This is a genomic window from Laspinema sp. D2d, from assembly GCF_025370755.1.
Lineage (GTDB): Bacteria > Cyanobacteriota > Cyanobacteriia > Cyanobacteriales > Laspinemataceae > Laspinema.
The window spans coordinates 33951-55836 of sequence record NZ_JAMXFC010000008.1 but is presented as its reverse complement, the minus strand read 5'-3'; the positions used below and the strand labels follow the sequence as shown (position 1 = coordinate 55836).

Genomic DNA, 21886 nt, shown 5'->3' with positions numbered 1-21886 from the left:
GGGATCCAGTAACGGTTAGAAAGCCGGTTTCTAGTCCTAGGGTCTCTAATTACGGTATCCGCGTCCTAGGTCCTGGTCTCGTTAGATATAGAAGGAGACTGGAGATGGCTCTGGTTTGAGGTAAGTAGGGACCTGAGTGCCCTCGATTCTTTACGTTTTTTAGCGCAATGGGTCAAAATTGTTCAGATTTGTAACGAATTTCCCAAAGAAATCTCAGGAATCTCTGATAAAATTTCATAAAAGTTAAAATTTCGTCAAACTATCCTGGATGAGCTTATTGGTTGTCGGTGCCACTGGTACCCTAGGCAGACAGGTTGCCCGTCGCGCCTTAGACGAGGGATACCAGGTACGTTGTTTAGTACGCAGTTTCAAAAGAGCGGCCTTTTTAAAAGAATGGGGCGCTGAGTTGGTCCGTGCAGACTTATGTGATCCAGAAACCTTGCCCGTTGCCCTAGAAGGGGTGACGGCGATTATTGATGCAGCAACGAATCGGCCAACGGATTCTTTGAGCATCAAACAAGTGGACTGGGAAGGTAAAGTTGCACTCATTCAAGCTGCCAAAAAAGCGGGGGTCGAACGGTATATCTTCTTTTCGATTCTGGATGCGGACCAGTATCCAGAAGTCCCCTTAATGGAAATTAAACGCTGCACAGAAGTCTTTCTGGCTGAATCGGGATTAGATTACACCATCCTGCAATTAGCGGGCTTCATGCAAGGGTTGATTTCTCAATATGCCATCCCCATTTTGGACAATCAAGCGGTGTGGGTGACTAACCAAACTGCTCCGATCGCCTATATGGATACCCAGGACATTGCTAAATTTGCAGTAAGGGCCTTGTCGGTCCCTGAAACCTCCAAGTCTGTTTTTCCCGTGGTGGGGACTCGTCCTTGGACTCCCCAGGAAATTATCGACCAGTGCGAACGACTCTCAGGGGAAAAAGCCAAGGTAACCCGAATGCCTTTGGGTGTCCTGCGAGCCTTTCGCCGGGTGGTGCGATTTTTCCAATGGGGTTGGAATGTAGCCGATCGCTTGGCATTTGCTGAAGTGCTCGCCTCAGAGAAACCCTTAACGGCCAATATGGATGAAGTGTATCCTGTCTTTGGATTGGACCCCAAGGACACAACTACCCTAGAATCGTACTTGAAAGAGTATTTCAGCCGAATTTTAAAGAAGTTGAAAGAATTAGATTACGAACAGAGCAAAACCAAGAAGCAGTCCAAACGCAGAGTCCCATTTTAACCCCTGCTGTGGGGTGAGCCCCATGAAAGGAACTCGCCTGTAGAGGGCGATCGCCTAAAGGCTCTTGACAAATGGCATAGCTTTGTTCAGACTCTAGTTTCACAGGGCTATTTGGCATCACAAGTGCCATTCATCCGCCCAGTGCATTCACGGTGACTCATCGGGAATGTTATTCCATCCCTAACTCTGGCAATTAATAAACCACTAGCAGGACTTTTTCGCGGTGCCCAAAGCTGGCATTATTTACAACGATGTTAAACCCGTAGCTTGTCGCGCTGCCGAAGAATGGAGAGACAAGCTGATTGGATTGGGTTGGGAAGTTGCTCTCGCCACCGGCATGGGCGGCATTCTGGGCTATTCTGACCTCGATAAGCCGGTCTGTCATACCACCGTCGAACAGCTCACCCCTCCTGGATTTAACGCTGAAATGTCTTTCGCGGTGGTGTTGGGAGGCGATGGCACTGTGCTGTCCGCATTTCGGCAGGTGGCAAGCAGCGGCATTCCCTTGTTAACGGTCAATACGGGCCACATGGGGTTTCTGACGGAAACCTACCTCAACCAACTTCCCGAGGCGATCGAACAGGTGGTAGCGGGGAACTATCAAATCGAAGAACGGACTATGGTCACGGTGCAGGCTATCCGAGACAATACCGTTGTCTGGGAGGCACTTTGCCTGAATGAAATGGTCCTACACCGGGAACCCCTCACCTGTATGTGTCACTTTGAAATTCAAGTGGGACGTCATGCGCCGGTAGATATTGCCGCCGATGGGGTGATTATTTCCACCCCCACGGGTTCAACGGCTTATGGTCTCTCGGCTGGGGGTCCGGTGATTACCCCGGATGTCCCGGTCTTGCAACTGGTGCCGATTTGTCCCCATTCTCTAGCGTCTCGGGCTTTGGTGTTTGCCAATACTGAACCTGTGACGATTTTTCCAGCGAATACCAATCGTTTGGTAATGGTGGTGGATGGGAATGCCGGGTGCTATGTGTTGCCTGAGGACCAGGTGCGAATTCAGCGATCGCCCTACTCGGCTAAATTTATCCGGATTAATCCCCCGGAATTCTTCCATGTTCTCCGAGAAAAACTGGGGTGGGGTCTGCCTCACATTGCGAAACCCACTTCCGTAGAACTGCCTTAATCCCGAGGCCCTCTGGTGCAGTCTCGGCCCAGTCCCTGGGGCGATCGCACTTGAACGTTTCGGGATAAGGCGACTACCCCCCTATACCAAGGGCTACCCTCCCCCTGCGGGACCCGCCTGTTCCAGGGTCCCAAACCCCCATCCCGTACCTTTTTCAACTAAAATAGAATCTAAACCCAATGGAAATCCGTCTCAAAAGAGCGTGAACCTTCTCCCAACCTGTAACGACAGCAGCAGAATTTCAGGGTAAACGTCGCTATATTCTACCTAGTCCGGATTCCACTGACGGATCCCCACAATGGGCGTAGTTCACCCTAGGGCTGATTTCCATAACTCCCTTTTCACTTGATAACCGCTCAGTTTTTAAAACCGATTACATTTGGCTTTGGCTCCCATATTTGTGCAAATGAACCTTAACGAAAGACAACAATATGTTTTATGGGCGACTGTCCGGCACTATATCGCCACTGCCGAACCTGTAGGCTCTAAAACCTTGGTGGATGAATATAATTTAAGCGTCAGTCCCGCCACCATTCGCAATGCAATGGGGTGGTTAGAAAAAGCCGGATTACTTTATCAACCCCATACCTCCGCCGGTCGTATCCCTTCGGATTCCGGTTATCGTATTTATGTAGATAAGCTAATTAAACCCGACGATGGCATCTCGCGCCAAGTGGAACAAGCCCTGAGCGATCGCCTGAAGTTAGAAAATTGGGCCTTTGAAGCCGTATTGCGCGGGGCTTCTCAAATCTTGGCGGCCCTCAGCGGATATATCGCCTTAATTACAATGCCTCAGACTCACACCGCTTGTCTGAGGCATTTGCAGTTAATCCAGATTGAACCGCGCAAAATTATGATTGTGGTGGTGATTGATAACTATCAAACCCAATCTGCGGTCATAGAACTTCCCGAGTCCTCAGAGGACTCCCTCGCTGATGCAGAAGTGGTCGATCGCGAGTTGCAAATCCTCTCCAACTTCCTCAATAACCATCTACGCGGACAAACCCTCGCCGAATTATCCGCCCTGGATTGGACGGAATTAGGCCGAGAATTTGAGCGGTATGCCCAAGTCTTGAGTCACTGGTTACAAGATTTAGCCCTCCGTGCTCAAACCCCGGGCAAAACTCAAATTTTGATTAGTGGCGTTTCAGAAGTATTGAGACAACCGGAATTTTGTGAACTGACCCAAGTCCAGACCCTGATTCAATTACTGGAAGAAGAACAGGACCAACTTTTACCCTTGATTTTTGAACCCCCTGCACCGGAAGGGTCCGGACGGCGGGTGCAAGTGCGAATCGGGGCGGAAAATCCCTTAGAACCGATTAGAACCTGTACCTTGGTTTCGGCGACTTATCATCGCGGAACCGTCCCTGTGGGGAGTGTGGGGGTTCTCGGACCCACGCGGATGGTTTATGAAAATGCGATCGCGATCGTAGAGGCGGCAGCAGATTATTTATCGGAGGCACTCAGCGTTTAAAATAGGGTTCATGTTGCTTGCGATCGCCACTCGAATCATGAACTCAACTCACACTCTGCGACAACTCCTCCAGCGCCCCGGAATGCTCGTCGTTCCGGGGATTTATGATTGTATCAGCGCCCAACTCGCCGAACGTGCCGGTTTTGAAATGGTTTTCACCAGTGGATTCGGCATCTCTGCCTCCACCCTGGGACGGCCCGATTATGGCTTCCTCACCGCCACGGAAATGCTATATAGTGTAGGCCGCATCGCACAATCAGTCAAAATTCCCGTAGTTGCCGATATTGATACCGGCTATGGTAACCCCCTGAATGTCATCCGCACTGTCACCGATGCCCTACAGCAGGGAATTGCGGGCGTGATTTTAGAAGACCAAGAATGGCCGAAAAAGTGCGGTCACTTCCAAGGAAAACGGGTGATTCCTGCCGAAGAACATATACAAAAAATTCGCGCCGCAGTCCAAGCCCGAGGTGAGAGTGGATTAGTCATTGTCGGACGCACCGATGCCAGAGCACCGTTAGGCTTACCCGAAGCCATTCGTCGGGGTCGCGCCTATTATGAAGCCGGGGCAGATATTGTATTTATAGAGGCTCCGCAGTCCGCAGAGGAGTTACAGGAAATTGCCACCGCCTTTCCCGATGTACCGTTGTTTGCCAATGCCATAGAAGGGGGAAAAACGCCGGTGTTATCAGCGCAGGAGTTAGAGGCATTGGGGTATAAAATTGCGGTGTATGCGTTGTCGGGGTTGTTTGCAGCAACGAAGGCGATCGAGGACTGTTTCCAGTATTTAAGACAACATCAAACAACGACTGGGTTTGATAATTTAGTGAATTTTCAAAACTTTGAAACCATCATTGATGTGCCGAAATATCGACAATTAGAACAAGACTTTTCGCAATTTAACGAATAATCCTTAAAATAAATAAAATTGGGTTTTATTGCGAAAGTTTCACTTATAAGGCGTGAAAAATTTTTATAATTGGGAAAAAATTATATGAATAAAACAGTGGAAACTCAAATTATTGATGCCGAAGAATGTCTAAGACAGGCAATGCTTGCTTCTGATGTACCCGTTTTGAATGAACTACTAGCCCCGGATATTCTGATTACGAGTCATCTAGGAGAATTATTGGCAAAACAAGATGATATAGGTGCTCATGAATCAGGGTTAATTAAGATTCATGAGTTGGAACCATCGGAGCAGCATATTCAAATACATGGAGAAGTTGCGATCGTTTCTGTCCGAATGAAAATCACTGGGAGTTACAATGGCAGCCCTGCACATGGAGACTTTCGGTTCACGCGAGTTTGGGCTGTCTCTTCAAGCGGAAGTTGGCATATCGTTGCTGCTCATATCGGGAAAATCTCTTAAACCCCGTAAATTTTGAGGCGATCGCCAATTCATCCGTCTCTGATTTCTGTAGAAGTCGTTTAGGGATTGGAATTACCCGAAAACCCAAGAGGCAACGTCCCTCCTGGGTACTTTATACGCGATTGGACAACTTTTTCTTTGATTATCCTCCCTATGGATTTAATTCAGATACAATACAATCGCGTCTATCCTATTTCCTAAACCCATGACTCAACGTTGGACTCGTCGTCAAACTCTGTGGATGCTAGTTGGTGCCGCTGGGGGTCTGGCTTTACACGCTTGTACTCCTGCAACTAATACCCAATCCCCTGCCCTAGGCTTATTTACTTGGGTGGGTTCTACTCCCCTTTATATTGCCCAAGCTAAAGGCTTTTTTCAGAACCGGGGATTAAACTTAGATATTAAAGTCTTTAGTGCTAATACCGATGCCAATACGGCTTTTATTTCTCGCCGCTTAGATGCGGTTTCTCCAGTGGGGTCGGAGGCGGTAACTTTAGCCGCAGCAGGTAAGGCATTTAAAATTGTTTTAGTCCAAGATACTTCTGTGGGTGCCGATGGAATTTTAGCCCGCAGGAGTATTACCAGTTTAGCTGATTTTCGCGGTCAACAAATTGCGGTAGAAGAAGGCAGTGTTAGTCATTTTTTCTTGTTGCAAGTGTTGGATACAGTGGGTTTGGGGGCGGGAGATTTTACTTTAATTAATGCGCCACCGGATTCAGCAGCGGCAGCTTATCAATCGGGAAATATTCCCATCGCCGTCACTTATGCCCCCTATTTACAACAAGCCAATACTGCCCAACCTGATGGACGAATTATTTATGATTCTTCCCAAATGCCGACGGCAATTAATGACCTTTATGTGTTCGATGCGGACTATGCCGATCGCAATCCAGAAATGGTAGAAGCCTTTGTTGCCGGAGTTTTGGAAGGATTGGCATTTCTGGAAGCCAATCCCGAGGAAGGGGTGGCGATCGCCTCCACTCAATTAGGCATTCCACTTGATGAATTAAAAGCCGGATTGCAAGGGGTGCGTCTCCCAGATTTGAACGCAAATATCGAGATGCTGGCAAATCCTGAGAGTGAATTCTATTTATTAAACACTATGAATTCCCTCGCCCAATTCTTAAAATCTCGAAATCAAATCCAACAACTTCCTGATTTAACGCCCTTCATTGACCCGAGATTTGTGCTTGCCCTACGAGACAAACGATCCAATTAAGTTGATGGGGGATGAGGGTCAATTTTGATTCGCTTCATCCCCTCACCTTTGAGTCAGCAATTCTCTATCTTGGCAATTGCGATCGCACCCACTGCCGAAATTCCCGCAATCTAGCATTTTCTCCTTTCTCCGAGTCTAACTGCATAAACCGCGCCAATTCTTTCACCGGAAACGAACCAAAGACTAAACTGTTTTCTGATTCTACATACCCTGTCTCAGTTAAACAATAAAGGCTGAGTTTCCCCTGCTGCCAACGCCATACCTCTGGAACTTTTAGTTCTGCATAAATATCCATTTGATTCACAGAGGAATGGGTTGTATCAATTTCAATGGCTAAATCTGGCGGGGGGTCTACGGCTAAATTAATCTTTAATTTACCGCGAATTACCCGTTCATTTTGAATATAAAAACATTCATCAGCTTCTTTCCCGACTGCTTTGGGTTGCGATCGCCAGGTTGTAGATTTCAACCCACAAATTTCCATCTCCAGTTCCTCCGATAGAGCCGTAATCAGACGTCCCAAGGTCCAGCTATAGCGTTCATGTTCCGGTAACGGCGTCATCAGTTCTAACGTTCCCTTGTAGTAAGTCATGCGCGGCGTCGGATTTTCCTCAAAAATAGCCAGCAGTTGTTCATACATCTCCCAACTGACGCCATATAATACCAAATGGGAACCGACTTCTGGTGGGGTAACTAAGGTTTGAGTCATCGTTAGGGGCAATCGGGTGGTTGCCAGGTTCGTTTTGCACTCTCCTATTGTATCCGATGTTTGAGGAGGCGATCGCGATTGGGGCGAAATCGAACGAAACTCCAGCCTGTTTTGTTAAGATGAATATAGAGATATAGAGTTTTCCGGACTCATCGCGTAGAGGGACTATTAGAATGTCCCTCATAATGATGCAACTCGCTCTTTTCCTTCTTCCCGAAGTTTAGGAGATGAAAACCAATTTTGATTGGCTTCATCCTCTAAACTTCGCGGTTAATGTTGAGAATGTTCTGCCCAAGGGGTGACTCGTTTGGATAGGGTTTTAAAGGCTAAATCTAGGAGTAAGCCGATCGCCCCAATTACTACAATGGTTACTAAGACGCGATCGGTTTGCACAAACCGTTGCGCCCGGGCTATTCTAAATCCTAACCCCCGATCGGCTGCAATTAATTCAGAAATCACTAAGAAATTCCAAGCCCCAGCTATATTCACTCGCAAGGTATCTAAAATGCTGGGTACTGATGCGGGTAAAATCACTCTGGTTAAAATATCCCATCGGTTCGCACCTAGGGTATAAGCTGCATTCAACAGTTCATTAGGAATAAACTTCACTGCATCCGCAATCATGATCGCATTATAAAAGACAATGCCTAAAAAAATAATCACAATTTTGGCACTTTCTCCCAGTCCAAACCAGACGATGATTAAGGGAATAAATGCTGCCACGGGCATATATCGGACTGTTCCCACAAGCGGGCTAAATAAACTATCCATGCTGTAAAAGGTTCCCATCGCAATGCCGATGGGAATGCCAACGGCAGCAGCAGCAAAGAATCCGGCAGTGACACGCAGGAAACTGGCAACTACATCCCCCCATAGGTTCTCTTGGGCAAACATTTGAATGCCTGCACTAAAAACAGCGGTGGGAGTGGGCAACAGCATGGGTGAAATCCACCCGCCATAGCTTAAAATAGACCAAACTAGCAGGGGAATGGCAAGGGCGCTGATGGCTAACAAAATCCGGAGTCGGTAGGGAAATCCTTGCCGAATACTCCAAAATATGGAAGGTTTAAGATGGGGTTTAGGCGATCGCGGCATAATCTTTTAGTCTCTCGTCGCAACGAATCCCGTCTACTCTATCGCAGTTGGCATCCAGACGAAGGCGATCGCCCAGGGATTAAAATAACGTTACAATTGCAGCGCGCCAACTTTTTTTTAAAATATGCGCCGCCGCTTGATTTTCATGATATTATATTAGATAATCAGAGTGGTGCTTATTATAAAATTTTATTCACTACTCTGATTATCTAATATAATAGCATAAACCGCAAGATTGGCAAGCCAAACTTAAAAAAAAATTGCGCCGCGCCCCCAAATTTTATTTAAAATAACCCGATCGCAGTTAATCAAATGAACCAAGCCGCTCCCGAACCTAATTCTCCGAAACTCGAAGTCAAAAGACTTTATAAAAGCTTTGATCGCCTGGTGGTATTAGAGAATATCAACCTCCACCTTCAAGCCAATGAGTTTGTCTGTATCGTCGGGGCATCGGGCTGTGGAAAATCGACCCTATTAAACATTATAGCAGGACTAGCAACCCCAACATCTGGAACAGTGTTGATTGATGGAGAACCCGTCTTAGGACCCGGGTGCGATCGCGGGATGATTTTTCAGAACTACTCTTTATTTCCCTGGCTAACCGTTAGCGATAATATTGGATTTGGTCTATCCCTCAAAGGTATGACTAAAGCAGAACGACAGGAGAAAATTCACTATTATTTAGAAGTAGTCGGATTAACAAAATTTAGTAATGCCTATCCCAAACAACTCTCTGGAGGGATGAAACAACGAGTTGCGATCGCCCGCGCCTTAGCCAACGAACCCGAAGTCTTACTCATGGATGAACCCTTTGGAGCCTTAGATTCCCAAACCAAAGAACAGATGCAACAATTCATGATAGAACTGTGGTCAAAAACCCAGACCACCATCTTAATGATAACCCACGACCTAGAAGAAGGAATCTTCCTATCCCAACGCATTTATATCATGAGTGCTAATCCGGGACAAATCAAAGAGGAACAAGCCATATCTCTACCACCCTCTCGCACTTTAGATACCAAACTCACCCCAGAATTCATAGAAATCAAACGCCAACTTATTCAAACCCTAAGAAATTAACTCCCCTTCCGCGAAAATCCCTGAAATCCCTGTTAATCCCTCTTAATCCTATCTAAATTCGCCCTCGCATTCCGCCTCCACATCGCCGGTTTAATCCGACGCAATGCCGACCCGCGAAACCTGCGGTCCCACTCTTCATCAGAAATATCCGCTAACTCTGCCAGCGTCGGTGAAACATTCTCTGGATAGGGTTGAAACTCACTAACATCTGTAGGTTGAGCAAAGCGTTGATTCCAGGGACAAACCTCCTGACAAATATCGCAACCGGCAACCCAGCGGTTTAAGTGAGGTTGGATGGAGTCAGGCAAGGTTTCTGAACGATTTTCGATGGTATGATAAGCAATACAACGATTGGCATCGACTACAAAAGGTTGCTCGATCGCCCCCGGAGGACAAGCCTGGATACAACGGGTACAAGTTCCACAATGGGAAGTATGGGGAGAATCCGGGGTTAAAGGTAAATTAGTGAGAACTTCCCCGAGAAAAATCCAGGAACCATACTGTCGAGAAATCACATTGCCATTTTTAGCAATCCAACCGATTCCCGCCCGTTGTGCTAACACTTTGTCCTGGACTGGGCCGGTATCCGCATAATAGCGGGCTTGAATCTCCGGGTTGTGCCCTTGCAGCCATAAAGTGAGAGCTTTAAGCTTTTTATGCATGATTTTATGATAGTCCCGCCCCCACCCATAGCGAGAGATTTTGGCATAACTGGGGTCTTGGGGGTGTTGGTGTTCCGTGTAGTAGTTGAGGGCGACACAGATTGCGGATTGGACATCGGGCATGACTTGGCGGATATCCTGGCGTCTGGGATTGTTCATCCACTCCATTTCAGCCTGATAGCCTTGGGCTAACCACTGTTGTAAGGCGGCGATGGGGGCGGGGTCTGGGGGGTCGATCGCCGCGATGCCGACTTGATGAAATCCTAATTCTTCGGCTTTGGCTTTAATTTGGGTGGGGGTGGGGTTCATGGCTAGATTTCTGGGTAGGTGAATGCGATCGCCTCTCTGGGTGGGGCGATCGGTGGCGAGGCGATCGGCTGAAATTAAGGCAGTCGCCGTGGTTGGGGACTCTCATTACTCTAGGTTAAGACAGTGATTGATAATTCTGATTATCCAGGGGTTGCTAGTTGTAAAGAAATGTTACATAATGGGAGTCAAGAAGGAAAAGCAGAAGCGAAAATAATCCGCTTACTGGCTTAATCCTCCGTGTTGGTGGCAGAACCTCCACGGCGAAGAATCTCTAAATTTTAAACTCTGTAAGTTTTTATCTGGATCTCTGGGAGGAGATACAACCCTCGCCTTGAGATTGATATAAGTTTTCCCAACGTTCTTGCCTCTCCCTAGGCAAACTTAATCTGGCTTGTGGAAGTTTTGGTTTTCTTCCGCAGCCAGATTTTATTTGGTGACCTAGAATTATAATGGTTATCAATTGAATTCAAAAATTTTACGACAAAATTATGACAACTATAGAGACCCTAACTGAGATTAATTATAACTCAAATTTGGATAATTCTATGTCCGAAGGAGGAAGACAAGAGGAGTTTCTTAAAACTATTCAGCAGTATTTTAAGGGCTTGAATGAAGGGGAGTTTGAATCAGTCAGCGAGTTATTTGCACCGGAGGGGGAACTGCAACCACCGTTTGAGGAACCTGTAGTGGGACCGGAGGCGATCGCCGCCTATTTAGAAGCGGAAGCTAAAGGAATGAAACTCTATCCGCGATCGGACTTTCAGGAATCGGTTGAAGAGGGAAACCAGCATTTTGAAATCCGGGGACAGGTCGAGACAGCTTTTTTTAAAGTGAACGTTGCCTGGTTTTTTGTCTTGAATCCAGAGGCAGAAATTCTCAGCGTCCGGGTTAAATTGTTGGCATCCTTGAAAGAATTAGTCAACCTGAGACGGTAGGGGATTGGGGATGGGGGAGATGGGGAAGATGGGGAGGATGGGGAGGATGGGGGAGATGGGGAGGATGGGGAGGATGGGGAGGATGGGGAGGATGGGGAAGATGGGGAGGATGGGGGAGAGAGAGTTTTTAAAATGCTTAGGGTATGCTAAAACATAAATTATCCCAATCCGATGGTTGAGAATTTACTTAACTCTTGTAGCGGGCTTAGGGAGGCTTTGTCCGCGTTTCTCCCCACCCTTGAGGGGGTAGGTTTTGGATATTTTATTTTGTGGAGTTCTTAGACATAGAATGCACCCCTTTTTTAGAGGGAGGGCGAGAGGAGAACGTCAAGGGGCGATCGCCTAGAGAGTAGCTTTCATAGGAGAATCCTCGCCGCCCGAACGGACGATCTGAACCCTGGAAAAAAATAGAGCGATCGCCGTTCCACAGGTAATCGCTTACACTTTTTGTTCTGACATACTCGCTTCCAACTTGAGACAGTTACGACCATCAATTTGGAGACTGTACTCAACGCGATCCATCAGACGATTCATAATTAACCATCCATAACCGCCATCGGGCATTTGTTCCGGGACTGGGGCCATATAGGTAGACAAATCGTACCCTTTGCCGTGATCCCAAACTTCCAGGGCGATATCCCGTTCCTTGAGTTCCAGACGAACCAGGACCGGGAGATTGGGTTGATCCCGGTGAGCGTGACGCACCACATTAGAATAGGCTTCCGCCAGAACTAAACGTAAGCGATTCGACTGACGGGGCCACTCAATATGATCTCCAAGCTCCATTTCCAGACAGCCCAACAGCCAGTTTTCAACAATCGTCAAAAACCGCAAGTCGCTTGGGACGTGCAACTCAGTTCTCATTGCTTACAGAACCTCCAGAGAAAGTATAGTTTGGTCATCTTCCTGCTCTTGAGCAATTTCGCGGACGCGAGCTAATAAGTGATTGAGGTCGAGGGGGTGATTTTCCTGACCGATCAACTGCCAGAGACCTTCTTGTTCCAACATCGACCCCTTATGATGTCCAATCGAGGAGTCTGGATTGGTGATGGTGGCCTCTGTGAGACCATCGCTCGTTAGCAGAAAAACTTCCCCTGGATTTAACTCCATGCTCCCCACCTTGCCTCTCCAAACGGGTAAAATTCCCAAAGGAATGCCCCGAGCTTTGAGGAAATTGGGTTCAATGGTGGCTGCATCAGAAGAAGTTAACATTTGATGAGACCAGACGAGGGGATAGATATGTCCAGCATTTGCATAGGCCAACTCTCGGGTAGAGGGGCGATAACGAGCCACAACCATTGTAATAAAACAGTTATTGCCCATTAGGTCATCGGCCAGAGCGCTGTTCAGGTTCATCATGACTGTTTCGGGTTCGGGCGAAGTTTCCTGGGCCAGTTCGCGCCGCATCACCGAAATAGCACTCGCCATAAACAGGGCAGCGGGTACCCCCTTCCCGGACACATCACCCACAGCGACCCAGATATCACCTTGAGCATGAACGTAGACCTCAAAGAAATCACCACCGACGGCGCGAGCGGGATAGCAAGAGGCTTGAACCCGAGCGGTTTCAAATTCCGGCCAACTTTGCCGAAGCAAATTGGTTTGAATTTGACGAGCCACCTCTAATTCAGCCATCATTTGCTGGGCTTGCTCCTCAGTGCGCTGATAGAGCTTGGCTTGAGACAGCGCCAGGGCGGCTTGTTCGGTCACCCCTTCAATCAATTGGATATCTTCAGGAGACCAACTGTTAGCGCTGCCATCTTGGTAGACCGACATCACCGCGAGCAGATCCTTTTGGTAGCTCAGGGGGACAACCAAGCGAGTGGAATCCTTGCCATTGTTGTCTCCTTGAACTAATTGAGTCTGACGGCTTTCCAAGACTGTGGCAATGAGGGCGTCCTCCTCCTCGGGTACATCAATGGAGCCTGTGTTAGGGTTCAGATAGGAAAACGAGTCTGGCGTGAGGCGATCGCCCTCTACAGGTCGCAGAATGCAACGAGTCGCCTCAAAATTTTCGCCAACGGTTTCCACAATGGTCTGCAACATACTGCGGTAGTCCAATGACTCCCGAATTGCGCTCATTACCGCATTAAATAATGCTTCCCGGCGCAGAGCGCGACGGAGAATATTTGTACTTTGCTTAACTACCTTATAAGTTTCAGACGCTTGCTGAACCACCGCCTTTAATTCTTCAGGGTTCCACGGTTTGGTGATGTACTTGAATACTTGGCCGGAGTTAATCGCCTCTACCAGGTCCTCTACATCGGTGTAGCCGGTCAGTAGAATCCGAATCGTATCGGGAAACCGTTCTACCGTTTTACTGAGAAATTCTGTGCCGTTCATTTCTGGCATTCGCTGGTCTGAAATAATCACGGCCATTTCGCCGCTTTCGTCCAGCTCCTCCAGAGCTTTAAACGCACTATCTGCTCGATAAACGTCAAAGTCCCGCCGAAACGTCCGGTATAGCAAGTCTAGGTTGTCGATTTCATCATCGACCACCATCAGTTTCAGCTTGCTCCCTTTTCCCCGACTCATGCGATACCCCACTTACAGGCTATATGGATTCAGTGTGACTTGCGCCCTTGTACGGCTGTTTTCGACGGGCCGATCTCAATCGGGTGCCTAACGGGTTGAGAACACCACTGGCAAATCACGCTTTGGGTGGGCATTCCTTTCTCTACAAAAGTACCCGGCGATCGGCAGGCACTAACGGGCTTTTCTCCGCTCAAATGAGCTTAACATAGAGAGCTGGCTTGTGAGCCGAGTGCAATTGAGTTCGGTCAATTTGTTAAAGACCGTGACTCTGTTGAGGTGAGGCAGTGGGTCAGTGTTTCTAGCCCCTCCAAACCCTTGACATCAGGATTAACCCAGTGGAGTGTCCCCTCCTAGGTTAGATCCGGCTCAATGCGCTCGAATACTCTTAACTTGGCCGAGCGCGATCGCGAGTTGTGGGCAATTTCTGCTTCCCCTGGCGTGATCGGCTTTTTCGTCAGCACCCTCAAAAGCGGTGAATCCCGCATCCGATGCTTGACCAGTCGATCTTCTAGGCTATGAAAGCTAATAATACCCAGACGTCCCCCCGGATGCAACCATTCAGGAGCCTTTTCTAAAAACGTTTCCAAAGCAGCCAGTTCCCCATTCACCGCAATTCGCAAGGCTTGAAACACCCGGGTTGCGGGATGAATTTTCCCATTGCGGTACTTCCCAGGCACCGAAGAAGCCACCGCTGAGGCAAGCTGAGTCGTCGTCTCCAACGGACGCCGTTCCACAATTCGCCGCGCAATCCGACGAGAAAACCGCTCCTCCCCATACCGATAAAAAATATCCGCCAATTCCACCTCATCCCAATGATTGACAATTTCCTCGGCACTCAAATCCTGCCGTTCATCCATTCTCATATCCAACGGAGCCTCATACCGAAAACTAAACCCCCGTTCCGGGCGGTCTAACTGCGCCGAACTCACCCCCAAATCCGCCACAATCCCATCAAACCGCATCTCCTGGGGCTGATAGTCGGCAAAATTCCCTTGCCAAAATGTCACCGCATCCCCATACTCCGCCAACCGACTCCCTGCGGCATCTAGGGCGAGGCGATCGCGGTCGATCGCCACCAACTGCACCCCCGGGGCCGCCTCCAAAATCAACCGGGAATGACCCCCCCCACCCACCGTCGCATCCAAATAACGCCCTCCAGGACGAATCGCCAACCCCTCCACCACTTCCCGACTCAACACCGACAAATGGACAAACCCCTCCATTGCCTCGGGATTTACACTCACTCCCTGATTTACCACGGACCCAATCTCCCTATAATGATGAAAGCAATGAAACAAAAAGAAACAATTGGTAACAGAACAGCCTTACCCCGTCCCGATTTTAGATTGGAGAAAATCCTTGTCAGGCGGGTAGGGCAGCCCAAATCTGTCTCAACAGGAGCACCCTGAATTTATGGCACCACCAACCCGGATAGAAACCAGAACCGATCCCATGATTCTCAGCATGGGACCGCACCATCCCTCCATGCACGGGGTGCTGCGCCTAATCGTCACCCTTGACGGCGAGGATGTCGTCGATTGCGAGCCAGTCTTGGGCTACCTGCACAGAGGCATGGAGAAAATTGCCGAAAACCGCACCAACATCATGTACGTTCCCTACGTTAGTCGCTGGGACTACGCTGAGGGAATGTTCAACGAAGCGGTAACCGTCAATGCGCCGGAGAAACTCGCCGACATCGCAGTTCCCCGACGTGCCAGCTACCTGCGGGTAATCATGCTGGAACTGAACCGACTCGCCAACCACCTACTCTGGTTGGGACCCTTCCTCGCCGATGTCGGGGCACTGAGTCCATTCTTCTACATTTTCCGCGATCGGGAAATGATTTATGACCTCTGGGAAGCCGCCACCGGGCAACGCATGGTCAATAATAACTACTTCCGCATCGGTGGCGTCGCCGCTGACATCCCCTACGGTTGGGTGGATAAATGCGAAGACTTTTGCGACTACTTCGATCCCGTTATTGACGAATACGAACGCCTAATCACCAACAACCCCATTTTCCGTCGTCGGATTCAAAACCTCGGCGTCATCTCCCGGGAAGAAGCTATCAACTGGGGTCTTTCCGGTCCCGTTTTGAGAGCATCCGGCGTTAAGTGGGACTTAAGAAAAGTTGACCATTACGAATGTTATGACGACTTTGATTGGGAAGTTTGCTGGGCAACCGAAGGGGACTGTTTAGCGCGATATACCGTCCGCATGGCCGAAATGCGCGAATCGGTGAAAATCCTTCGCCAAGCCTTAAAGGGTCTTCCCGGTGGACCTTACGAGAACCTAGAAGCCAAGCGGATGATGGAAGGACCCAAATCCGACTGGAACGGATTTGACTATCAATTCATCGCCAAAAAGATTGCCCCTACCTTTAAAATTCCTGCTGGAGAACATTATTTCCGAGTGGAAAGTGGCAAAGGAGAACTGGGAATTTATCTGATTGGTAATGATAATGTCTTCCCTTGGCGCTGGAAAATCCGCGCGGCTGACTTCAATAATTTGCAAGTCTTGTCTTCGATTTTACGCGGTAACAAAGTCGCGGATATTGTGGCAATTCTCGGCAGTATCGATGTGATTATGGGTTCCGTTGACCGATAATTAAATGCCCGCCTGTAGGTGCAACAACTGGCGGGGGTTTGAACCCCCGCCTAACAGCTAAAGTCGGTTGAAACCGACTAATAGAAATAGACCTTTCGTGTCATGGCTCTGCCGTGACACGCATTATTTGCGGCTCTGCCGCCTGATTGCGGTAGGGAAACCAATACCCACCCTACTCTTAAATCCTAACTCAAAATGTCCAATATATTAACCCAAATCATCCTAGAAAAAATCAAACAAAATCCCCAACGGCAAATCACCTTTGCCGACTATATGGAATTAGCCCTGTACCACCCTCAACATGGATATTATGCCGCCCATGTGGGAAAAATTGGCGCACAAGGAGACTTTATGACCTCCCCCCACTTAGGTGCAGATTTTGGGGAAATGCTGGCAGTGCAGTTCATCGAAATCTGGGAAATTCTCGGACATCCTACCCCATTGCATCTCGTCGAAATGGGTGCGGGTCAAGGATTAATCGCTGCGGATGTCATCAAATATCTCTATCGCCACCATCGAGATTGTTTCGCCGCCACCGAATATCTGATCATCGAACAATCTCCAGCAATGCGCCAGTTACAACAGCAGCAATTCTCAAAACTCTCCAGCAGTGGTGCCAATTTGCGCTGGGTGACTTGGGAGGAAATTGCAGCAAATTCAATCACCGGCTGTTTCTTTTCTAATGAATTAATCGATGCCTTCCCCGTACATGAAATTCAGGTAATAGAGGGAAAACTCCAAGAAATTTATATCACCACTTCGGACAACATCCCCGAGTCTCCCGAAGCATCTCCCTTTGAAGAAATCACGGGTGAACTCTCCACGCCCAAAATTACCGAATATTTTCAACAGATTGACATCGACATCACCGGCAAACCCTATCCCGACGGATATCGCACGGAAGTCAATCTTGCTTCATTGGATTGGGTGAGACAGGTGAGCGAAAAACTTAAGCAAGGATATGTGCTAACCATTGATTATGGATATCCGGCTCACCGTTATTATACGCCAACGCGACCTCAAGGAACATTACAATGTTATTATCAACACCGCTATCATGATAATCCCTATATTTTAGTCGGAGAACAGGATATAACTGCTCACGTTGATTTTACCGCCTTGGAACGAGTCGGGGAATCCTGCGGATTAGAGAAACTGGGGTTTACCCAACAGGCAATGTTTTTAATGGCATTGGGGTTAGGCGATCGCATTGCGGCACTCTCCACCACCCCCGGCATGGATTTGGGAACGATGATTAACCGCAGGCAAGTCTTACATGAGGCGATCGACCCCAGAGGATTAGGAGGATTTGGCGTGTTAATCCAGGGAAAAGGATTAAGTGAAGAGCAAAAGGGGAAGGGGTTAAAAGGGTTGAGAATACCGCCAATGAGGTAACATCATTGGTCCTTGCGCTTAATCCATAACCAGGCGATCGCTATAAACAACACCCCGGCAGCGAGACTATATCCCAAGGAACGAACGGGTGGAACCCAGGCGGTAGGAGGAAAACTGGGGTGGGGTTTCACCGAGGCGATCGCGTCCGTCTCCTGGGTTGCTGCCGTTGTTCTCACTTCCACCGGCACAATCACATCGGGAAACTGTAAGGAAAACAGCAGTTGTTAAAATGGGCTATTTTGATTAATTCGCTGTTGGAATTTGAGCAACTTATTGAATACAATTGTAGGGAGGATTAATTCCTCGGGAACTCTTGCGATCGCCGGACTAAAGATGCTAGAACAGAGGTAAGATTTTGAGGTTAGACTCGAATGAAACTATTAAAGTGTTTATCGGCTGTTGTGGCTAGTCTGGTCCTGGTTTCTGGTCCGAGTTGGGCGGTTCCTGCTACGAATGCGGATGGGGATTATTTGTTCCCCGGAAGGCGTGGAAATCGTCAGTTTAATTGGCAGGTGAGCGATCGCGATCCGAATGGGTTAAATTGTCGAATGCCTCGGCAATTTCTGGGCATTGTTATGGATAGTATGGAGGTACCGGAAACCTTACGCACGAATAATCGCAATGAAATTTCTCAGTGGTCGGTTGTGAGGGTTTTTGAAGGGGGCGACCGATTGGAGGCGGTGACGGGAAATCTAGCTAATCAGATTGTGCTGCTAGATAAGCGGGGGAAACCTTGGATTCCTGTCTCTATTGAGGAGGGGAATTGTTTTGTTCGTGCTAATAGTCGGTTTATTGTGCCGATTCCAGAGGACCCGGTAACGTTAGAACCGCTGGAATAATGGCTGATATCGCGGTTAGGGGTAAGTTTTGGGGAACATCTCTCGGGAAAAATTGGCAAAAGGTGAGGAGAAAAACCCGGGTTCTAATTCAGGGTGAGAAACCGGGTTTTTTGAAAAGATTTCGGGCCCCTAGATGCAATGTTTACAATTTTAGTGGGTTATGATTCGTCTATGGCATATTGTTTGAGTTCCTCTTCTGAGACGTACTCTAAAGCGGATGCGTGAGTAGCGGAGAGGACGACGGGGGGTGCAACTCCAGCATCCAGGGCTTCTTTCCAGCGAGAGGCGCACAAGCACCAGCGATCGCCCGGTTTTAAGCCGGGAAAATTAAACAAGGGAACCGGGGAACTCAAATCATTTCCCCGCTGTTTGCTGAATGTGAGAAACTCTTCTGTGACTTGTGCACAGACGACATGAGCACCGTAGTCTCCCCCGCCCGTGTTACATTTTCCATCTCGATAATATCCGGTCATGGGGGAGGTGCAGCAATTTTCCAGTTTTCCTCCCAGTACATTGGTTGCTTCTGTCACGACTGCCTATTCTCCAGTTAATTTGCATTGTTTATTAGAATAGCCGGAACAATTTGCTTTTGGCAAGGGTTCCGGTTATTCCACTTCTAAAATTTTACAAGTCTTTGAGAGAATCTTGATAGATACTGTGCAGTAAATTTTCCAGTTTTTCTTCGGGACAGCATTCAATAATGGCTTCATAAACGTCCCATAATTTAGCAGCGGTTTCTCCCAGGGTAGGACTCATTTCCCAGACATCTTGCACCCACTCTCTGGGGGGTTCTTCGTCAAAAATTAGCCGTTCTAATAACTGTTTGGCTTCAGTTTTCGTAATTGCCATCGGTTCGAGGGATAAACAACAATAATCAGTCATAAATGGAGGTCACTTAACTCAGTCTGCCTGAACCTTATCAAAAAAGCTGTTATTCCTGAGTTGTCGGGAATCTCAACTTTTTTTGAGGGCTGACGGGAGTTCGGTCTGATGATGCCGATTTAGGGACTGGAAGATAAGTTTACCATAGTTTAGGGTGGCGGGATGAGAGGGTGGATGGAGTGTTCCACCCGCTTTACCTGAATTGGATTAGGAATGACCCACGAGTTTATCCCGCAATTTTTTGATGCGATCGCGCAATTTGGCGGCCTCCTCAAATTCCAGTTTTTTGGCTGCTTCTTTCATCTGGAGTTCCAGTTTAGAAATCGCTTCTGGAATGTCTTCTAAGGGCAATTCCTGAAGGGCGACGGTGAGGGAATCCACGCCTTCGGCTGCGGCAGCATTTAAGCGGCGCGAAACGTCTAGGAAGGCCAAAATGGCATTACTGGATTTCTTGATAATGGTTGTGGGGGTAATGCCATGCATCTGATTGTAGGCGGTCTGAATTCCACGACGGCGATCGGTTTCTTCGATCGCCAAGGTCATGCTGTCGGTCATGTTATCTGCATAAATAATCGCTTGTCCCCGAATGTGGCGGGCGGCGCGTCCGATGGTTTGGACAAGGGACCGATGCGATCGCAAAAATCCTTCTTTATCCCCATCTAAAATCGCCACGAGAGACACTTCCGGTAAATCCAACCCCTCCCGTAACAAGTTGACCCCAATCAATACATCAAATTCCCCCTCCCGCAAGTCCTGGAGAATCTCAATGCGTTGGATAGAATTAATATCCGAGTGTAGATAACGCACTCGAATTCCCCGGTCCTGGAAATACTCCGTGAGGTCTTCCGCCATGCGTTTGGTTAAGGTGGTGATTAAGACTCGTTCATTGCGTTTCACTCGGTCTTTAATCTCACCTAACAAGTCATCCACTTGACCCTCCGTGGGACGGACAAAGATTTCGGGGTCTACCACTCCCGTGGGGCGAATAATCTGTTCAATCACTTCCCCGGCAGATTGTTCAATTTCCCAGTCGCCGGGGGTGGCGGAGACGAAGATACATTGATTCATCTTGTCCCAAAATTCCTCTGCTTTTAAGGGTCGGTTGTCCGCAGCAGAGGGGAGGCGGAATCCATGTTCGATTAAGACCAGTTTGCGGGCGCGATCGCCATTGTACATTCCCCGAATTTGCGGGACGGTAACGTGAGATTCATCCACTACCAATAACCAATCTTTGGGGAAATAATCCAGTAAACATTCGGGCGGTTCTCCCGCTTGCCGTCCCGCCATGTGGCGGGAATAGTTTTCTACGCCGTTGCAATATCCGACTTCTCGCAGCAGTTCTAGGTCGTAGCGAGTCCGTTGTTCTATGCGTTGTGCTTCAACTAATTTTCCGGCTTTTTCTAGTTCCTGAAGGCGGTCTTCTAATTCGAGTTCGATCGCCTGACACGCTGCTTCTAGGCGGTCATCAGGGGTAACAAAGTGACGCGCTGGATAGATACTTAAGGTATCCAGACTGGCGAGAATTCCGCCACTGACGGGATCAACGTAGCGAATCGCCTCGATTTCATCCCCGAAAAACTCGACGCGAACGATCCGGTCCTCATAAGCGGGTCCGATTTCTAGGACATCTCCTTTGACGCGGAAGCGTCCGCGACCGATTTCTACGTCATTGCGATGATAGTGGATACCGGCGAGGTCGCGCAAGAGTTGCCGGGGTTCGAGTTCTTGTCCGACTTGTAAGGGAATCGCGGCGTTAAGGTATTCTGAAGGCATTCCTAACCCGTAAATGCAGCTAATCGAGGCGACAACAATCACATCGCGCCGTTCAAAGAGCGATCGCGTGGCCGAATGCCGTAGCATATCGATTTCATCGTTAATGGCAGAGGTTTTTTCGATATAGGTATCGGTGACGGCGATATAGGCTTCGGGTTGATAGTAGTCGTAATAGCTGATAAAGTATTCAACAGCATTATGGGGAAAAAACTGCCGCAATTCGTTACACAGTTGGGCGGCGAGGGTTTTATTATGGGCGAGAACGAGGGTGGGTTTGCCGACTTGGGCGATCGTGGAGGCAATGGTAAAGGTTTTTCCAGTTCCAGTGGCACCTAAGAGGGTTTGATAGGGTTTTTCCCCTTGGATACCTTGGACCAGTTTGGCGATCGCTTGGGGTTGGTCCCCTGTCGGTTGATAGGGCGCTTCAAGGCGAAAGGGCTGCATAGTCGGATTGAGGATGAGTTCTTTCCTATTGTAGAAGGTTGTTGAGGGAAATATCTACTCAAAATACTAATCCCTGTTGATGCTTTTGAATGGATGCAGAATTTGTACTTAGTTCGAGATGTCCTCCTGCCGAACTTCTAGGTCCCATTTAGGAAAAAGACCGCTTTCTGGA

22 protein-coding genes are annotated in these 21886 nt (G+C 48.4%); 12 read left to right on the top strand and 10 right to left on the bottom strand.

Annotated elements, in window-relative coordinates; all coding sequences use genetic code 11:
* Positions 1 to 268: 268 nt before the first annotated feature.
* The 6 genes from NG796_RS07920 to NG796_RS07895 all read left to right on the top strand — a co-directional run bounded on the left by NG796_RS07920 (position 269) and on the right by NG796_RS07895 (position 6449).
* The gene (locus NG796_RS07920) at positions 269 to 1240 is read left to right on the top strand and encodes an SDR family oxidoreductase (RefSeq protein WP_261205359.1); all 972 of its coding nucleotides are present in this window, start codon (positions 269 to 271) and stop codon (positions 1238 to 1240) included.
* A gap of 223 nt (positions 1241 to 1463) precedes the next feature.
* Entirely contained in the window at positions 1464 to 2381 is a 918-nt protein-coding gene (locus NG796_RS07915) for an NAD(+) kinase (RefSeq protein ID WP_261205358.1), read from the top strand.
* 400 nt (positions 2382 to 2781) lie between these two features.
* On the top strand, positions 2782 to 3858 hold the full coding sequence (gene hrcA / locus NG796_RS07910; protein ID WP_317619285.1) for a heat-inducible transcriptional repressor HrcA: 1077 nt from the start codon (positions 2782 to 2784) through the stop codon (positions 3856 to 3858).
* A 10-nt stretch (positions 3859 to 3868) separates the two neighbouring features.
* The gene (locus tag NG796_RS07905) at positions 3869 to 4768 is read left to right on the top strand and encodes an oxaloacetate decarboxylase (protein ID WP_317619284.1); all 900 of its coding nucleotides are present in this window, start codon (positions 3869 to 3871) and stop codon (positions 4766 to 4768) included.
* Between the two features lie 84 nt (positions 4769 to 4852).
* Complete coding sequence (locus NG796_RS07900; RefSeq protein ID WP_261205356.1) at positions 4853 to 5230, top strand: nuclear transport factor 2 family protein; 378 nt, start codon at positions 4853 to 4855, stop codon at positions 5228 to 5230.
* Positions 5231 to 5435: 205 nt separating this feature from the next.
* Positions 5436 to 6449, top strand: a complete 1014-nt coding sequence (locus NG796_RS07895; RefSeq protein WP_261205355.1) for an ABC transporter substrate-binding protein — start codon at positions 5436 to 5438, stop codon at positions 6447 to 6449.
* Positions 6450 to 6513: 64 nt separating this feature from the next.
* Here the strand turns inward: NG796_RS07895 and NG796_RS07890 are convergent, their stop codons facing one another.
* Both NG796_RS07890 and NG796_RS07885 read right to left on the bottom strand, forming a co-directional pair.
* The gene (locus NG796_RS07890; protein WP_261205354.1) at positions 6514 to 7158 is read right to left on the bottom strand and encodes a Uma2 family endonuclease; all 645 of its coding nucleotides are present in this window, start codon (positions 7156 to 7158) and stop codon (positions 6514 to 6516) included.
* 270 nt (positions 7159 to 7428) lie between these two features.
* Positions 7429 to 8253 carry an ABC transporter permease gene (locus NG796_RS07885; protein ID WP_261205353.1) on the bottom strand — a complete coding sequence of 275 codons (825 nt, stop codon included), beginning with the start codon at positions 8251 to 8253 and terminating at the stop codon, positions 7429 to 7431.
* Here NG796_RS07885 and NG796_RS07880 point away from each other — a divergent pair.
* Together NG796_RS07880 and NG796_RS07875 are read left to right on the top strand one after the other, a co-directional pair.
* Complete coding sequence (locus NG796_RS07880; protein ID WP_261205352.1) at positions 8230 to 8466, top strand: hypothetical protein; 237 nt, start codon at positions 8230 to 8232, stop codon at positions 8464 to 8466. The two genes, NG796_RS07885 and NG796_RS07880, sit on opposite strands and share 24 nt — an antisense overlap.
* A 99-nt stretch (positions 8467 to 8565) precedes the next feature.
* Positions 8566 to 9333 (top strand): ABC transporter ATP-binding protein, encoded by a 768-nt coding sequence (locus NG796_RS07875; protein WP_261205351.1) that lies wholly within the window; start codon positions 8566 to 8568, stop codon positions 9331 to 9333.
* A 32-nt stretch (positions 9334 to 9365) separates the two neighbouring features.
* Here the strand turns inward: NG796_RS07875 and queG are convergent, their stop codons facing one another.
* A complete protein-coding gene (gene queG / locus NG796_RS07870; RefSeq protein WP_261205350.1) occupies positions 9366 to 10304 on the bottom strand; it encodes a tRNA epoxyqueuosine(34) reductase QueG in 939 nt (312 codons plus the stop codon).
* 488 nt (positions 10305 to 10792) lie between these two features.
* Between queG and NG796_RS07865 the strand changes: the two genes are divergently transcribed.
* Entirely contained in the window at positions 10793 to 11239 is a 447-nt protein-coding gene (locus NG796_RS07865; protein ID WP_261205349.1) for a nuclear transport factor 2 family protein, read from the top strand.
* A 438-nt stretch (positions 11240 to 11677) separates the two neighbouring features.
* Here the strand turns inward: NG796_RS07865 and NG796_RS07860 are convergent, their stop codons facing one another.
* From NG796_RS07860 to rsmH, 3 genes are all read right to left on the bottom strand, one after another.
* Positions 11678 to 12103, bottom strand: coding sequence for an ATP-binding protein (locus NG796_RS07860; protein WP_015148816.1), 426 nt, complete (start codon positions 12101 to 12103; stop codon positions 11678 to 11680).
* A gap of 3 nt (positions 12104 to 12106) precedes the next feature.
* Positions 12107 to 13774, bottom strand: a complete 1668-nt coding sequence (locus NG796_RS07855) for a SpoIIE family protein phosphatase (protein WP_261205348.1) — start codon at positions 13772 to 13774, stop codon at positions 12107 to 12109.
* Between the two features lie 350 nt (positions 13775 to 14124).
* Positions 14125 to 14997: a 16S rRNA (cytosine(1402)-N(4))-methyltransferase RsmH gene (gene rsmH, locus NG796_RS07850; RefSeq protein WP_261205473.1), complete on the bottom strand. Its 873-nt coding sequence runs from the start codon at positions 14995 to 14997 to the stop codon at positions 14125 to 14127.
* A gap of 190 nt (positions 14998 to 15187) precedes the next feature.
* Here rsmH and NG796_RS07845 point away from each other — a divergent pair, with 190 nt between their 5' ends.
* Together NG796_RS07845 and NG796_RS07840 are read left to right on the top strand one after the other, a co-directional pair.
* On the top strand, positions 15188 to 16381 hold the full coding sequence (locus tag NG796_RS07845) for an NAD(P)H-quinone oxidoreductase subunit H (RefSeq protein WP_261205347.1): 1194 nt from the start codon (positions 15188 to 15190) through the stop codon (positions 16379 to 16381).
* 195 nt (positions 16382 to 16576) lie between these two features.
* On the top strand, positions 16577 to 17776 hold the full coding sequence (locus NG796_RS07840) for a class I SAM-dependent methyltransferase (protein ID WP_261205346.1): 1200 nt from the start codon (positions 16577 to 16579) through the stop codon (positions 17774 to 17776).
* 2 nt (positions 17777 to 17778) lie between these two features.
* On the opposite strand, the gene NG796_RS07835 is transcribed toward NG796_RS07840, so the two are convergent.
* Positions 17779 to 17958, bottom strand: a complete 180-nt coding sequence (locus NG796_RS07835; RefSeq protein ID WP_261205345.1) for a hypothetical protein — start codon at positions 17956 to 17958, stop codon at positions 17779 to 17781.
* A 189-nt stretch (positions 17959 to 18147) separates the two neighbouring features.
* Here NG796_RS07835 and NG796_RS07830 point away from each other — a divergent pair, with 189 nt between their 5' ends.
* On the top strand, positions 18148 to 18615 hold the full coding sequence (locus NG796_RS07830) for a hypothetical protein (protein WP_261205344.1): 468 nt from the start codon (positions 18148 to 18150) through the stop codon (positions 18613 to 18615).
* A 158-nt stretch (positions 18616 to 18773) separates the two neighbouring features.
* Here the strand turns inward: NG796_RS07830 and NG796_RS07825 are convergent, their stop codons facing one another.
* From NG796_RS07825 to uvrB, 3 genes are all read right to left on the bottom strand, one after another.
* A complete protein-coding gene (locus NG796_RS07825; RefSeq protein WP_261205343.1) occupies positions 18774 to 19145 on the bottom strand; it encodes a DUF2237 family protein in 372 nt (123 codons plus the stop codon).
* Positions 19146 to 19239: 94 nt separating this feature from the next.
* Positions 19240 to 19497 (bottom strand): hypothetical protein, encoded by a 258-nt coding sequence (locus tag NG796_RS07820; protein ID WP_411268792.1) that lies wholly within the window; start codon positions 19495 to 19497, stop codon positions 19240 to 19242.
* Positions 19498 to 19704: 207 nt separating this feature from the next.
* Complete coding sequence (gene uvrB / locus NG796_RS07815; protein ID WP_261205342.1) at positions 19705 to 21714, bottom strand: excinuclease ABC subunit UvrB; 2010 nt, start codon at positions 21712 to 21714, stop codon at positions 19705 to 19707.
* Between the last annotated feature and the right edge of the window lie 172 nt (positions 21715 to 21886).

Bases quoted from the DNA above. Each gene is read 5' to 3' on its own strand.
- NG796_RS07840 (WP_261205346.1), top strand. From the start codon at position 16,577: ATGTCCAATATATTAACCCAAATCATCCTAGAAAAAATCAAACAAAAT.
- NG796_RS07845 (WP_261205347.1), top strand. From the start codon at position 15,188: ATGGCACCACCAACCCGGATAGAAACCAGAACCGATCCCATGATTCTC.
- NG796_RS07880 (WP_261205352.1), top strand. From the start codon at position 8,230: ATGGGGTTTAGGCGATCGCGGCATAATCTTTTAGTCTCTCGTCGCAAC.
- NG796_RS07865 (WP_261205349.1), top strand. From the start codon at position 10,793: ATGACAACTATAGAGACCCTAACTGAGATTAATTATAACTCAAATTTG.
- NG796_RS07860 (WP_015148816.1), bottom strand. From the start codon at position 12,103: ATGAGAACTGAGTTGCACGTCCCAAGCGACTTGCGGTTTTTGACGATT.
- NG796_RS07895 (WP_261205355.1), top strand. From the start codon at position 5,436: ATGACTCAACGTTGGACTCGTCGTCAAACTCTGTGGATGCTAGTTGGT.
- NG796_RS07875 (WP_261205351.1), top strand. From the start codon at position 8,566: ATGAACCAAGCCGCTCCCGAACCTAATTCTCCGAAACTCGAAGTCAAA.
- NG796_RS07885 (WP_261205353.1), bottom strand. From the start codon at position 8,253: ATGCCGCGATCGCCTAAACCCCATCTTAAACCTTCCATATTTTGGAGT.
- NG796_RS07890 (WP_261205354.1), bottom strand. From the start codon at position 7,158: ATGACTCAAACCTTAGTTACCCCACCAGAAGTCGGTTCCCATTTGGTA.
- NG796_RS07920 (WP_261205359.1), top strand. From the start codon at position 269: ATGAGCTTATTGGTTGTCGGTGCCACTGGTACCCTAGGCAGACAGGTT.
- rsmH (WP_261205473.1), bottom strand. From the start codon at position 14,997: ATGGAGGGGTTTGTCCATTTGTCGGTGTTGAGTCGGGAAGTGGTGGAG.
- NG796_RS07855 (WP_261205348.1), bottom strand. From the start codon at position 13,774: ATGAGTCGGGGAAAAGGGAGCAAGCTGAAACTGATGGTGGTCGATGAT.
- NG796_RS07820 (WP_411268792.1), bottom strand. From the start codon at position 19,497: ATGACTGATTATTGTTGTTTATCCCTCGAACCGATGGCAATTACGAAA.
- NG796_RS07900 (WP_261205356.1), top strand. From the start codon at position 4,853: ATGAATAAAACAGTGGAAACTCAAATTATTGATGCCGAAGAATGTCTA.
- NG796_RS07830 (WP_261205344.1), top strand. From the start codon at position 18,148: ATGAAACTATTAAAGTGTTTATCGGCTGTTGTGGCTAGTCTGGTCCTG.
- NG796_RS07905 (WP_317619284.1), top strand. From the start codon at position 3,869: ATGTTGCTTGCGATCGCCACTCGAATCATGAACTCAACTCACACTCTG.
- uvrB (WP_261205342.1), bottom strand. From the start codon at position 21,714: ATGCAGCCCTTTCGCCTTGAAGCGCCCTATCAACCGACAGGGGACCAA.
- queG (WP_261205350.1), bottom strand. From the start codon at position 10,304: ATGAACCCCACCCCCACCCAAATTAAAGCCAAAGCCGAAGAATTAGGA.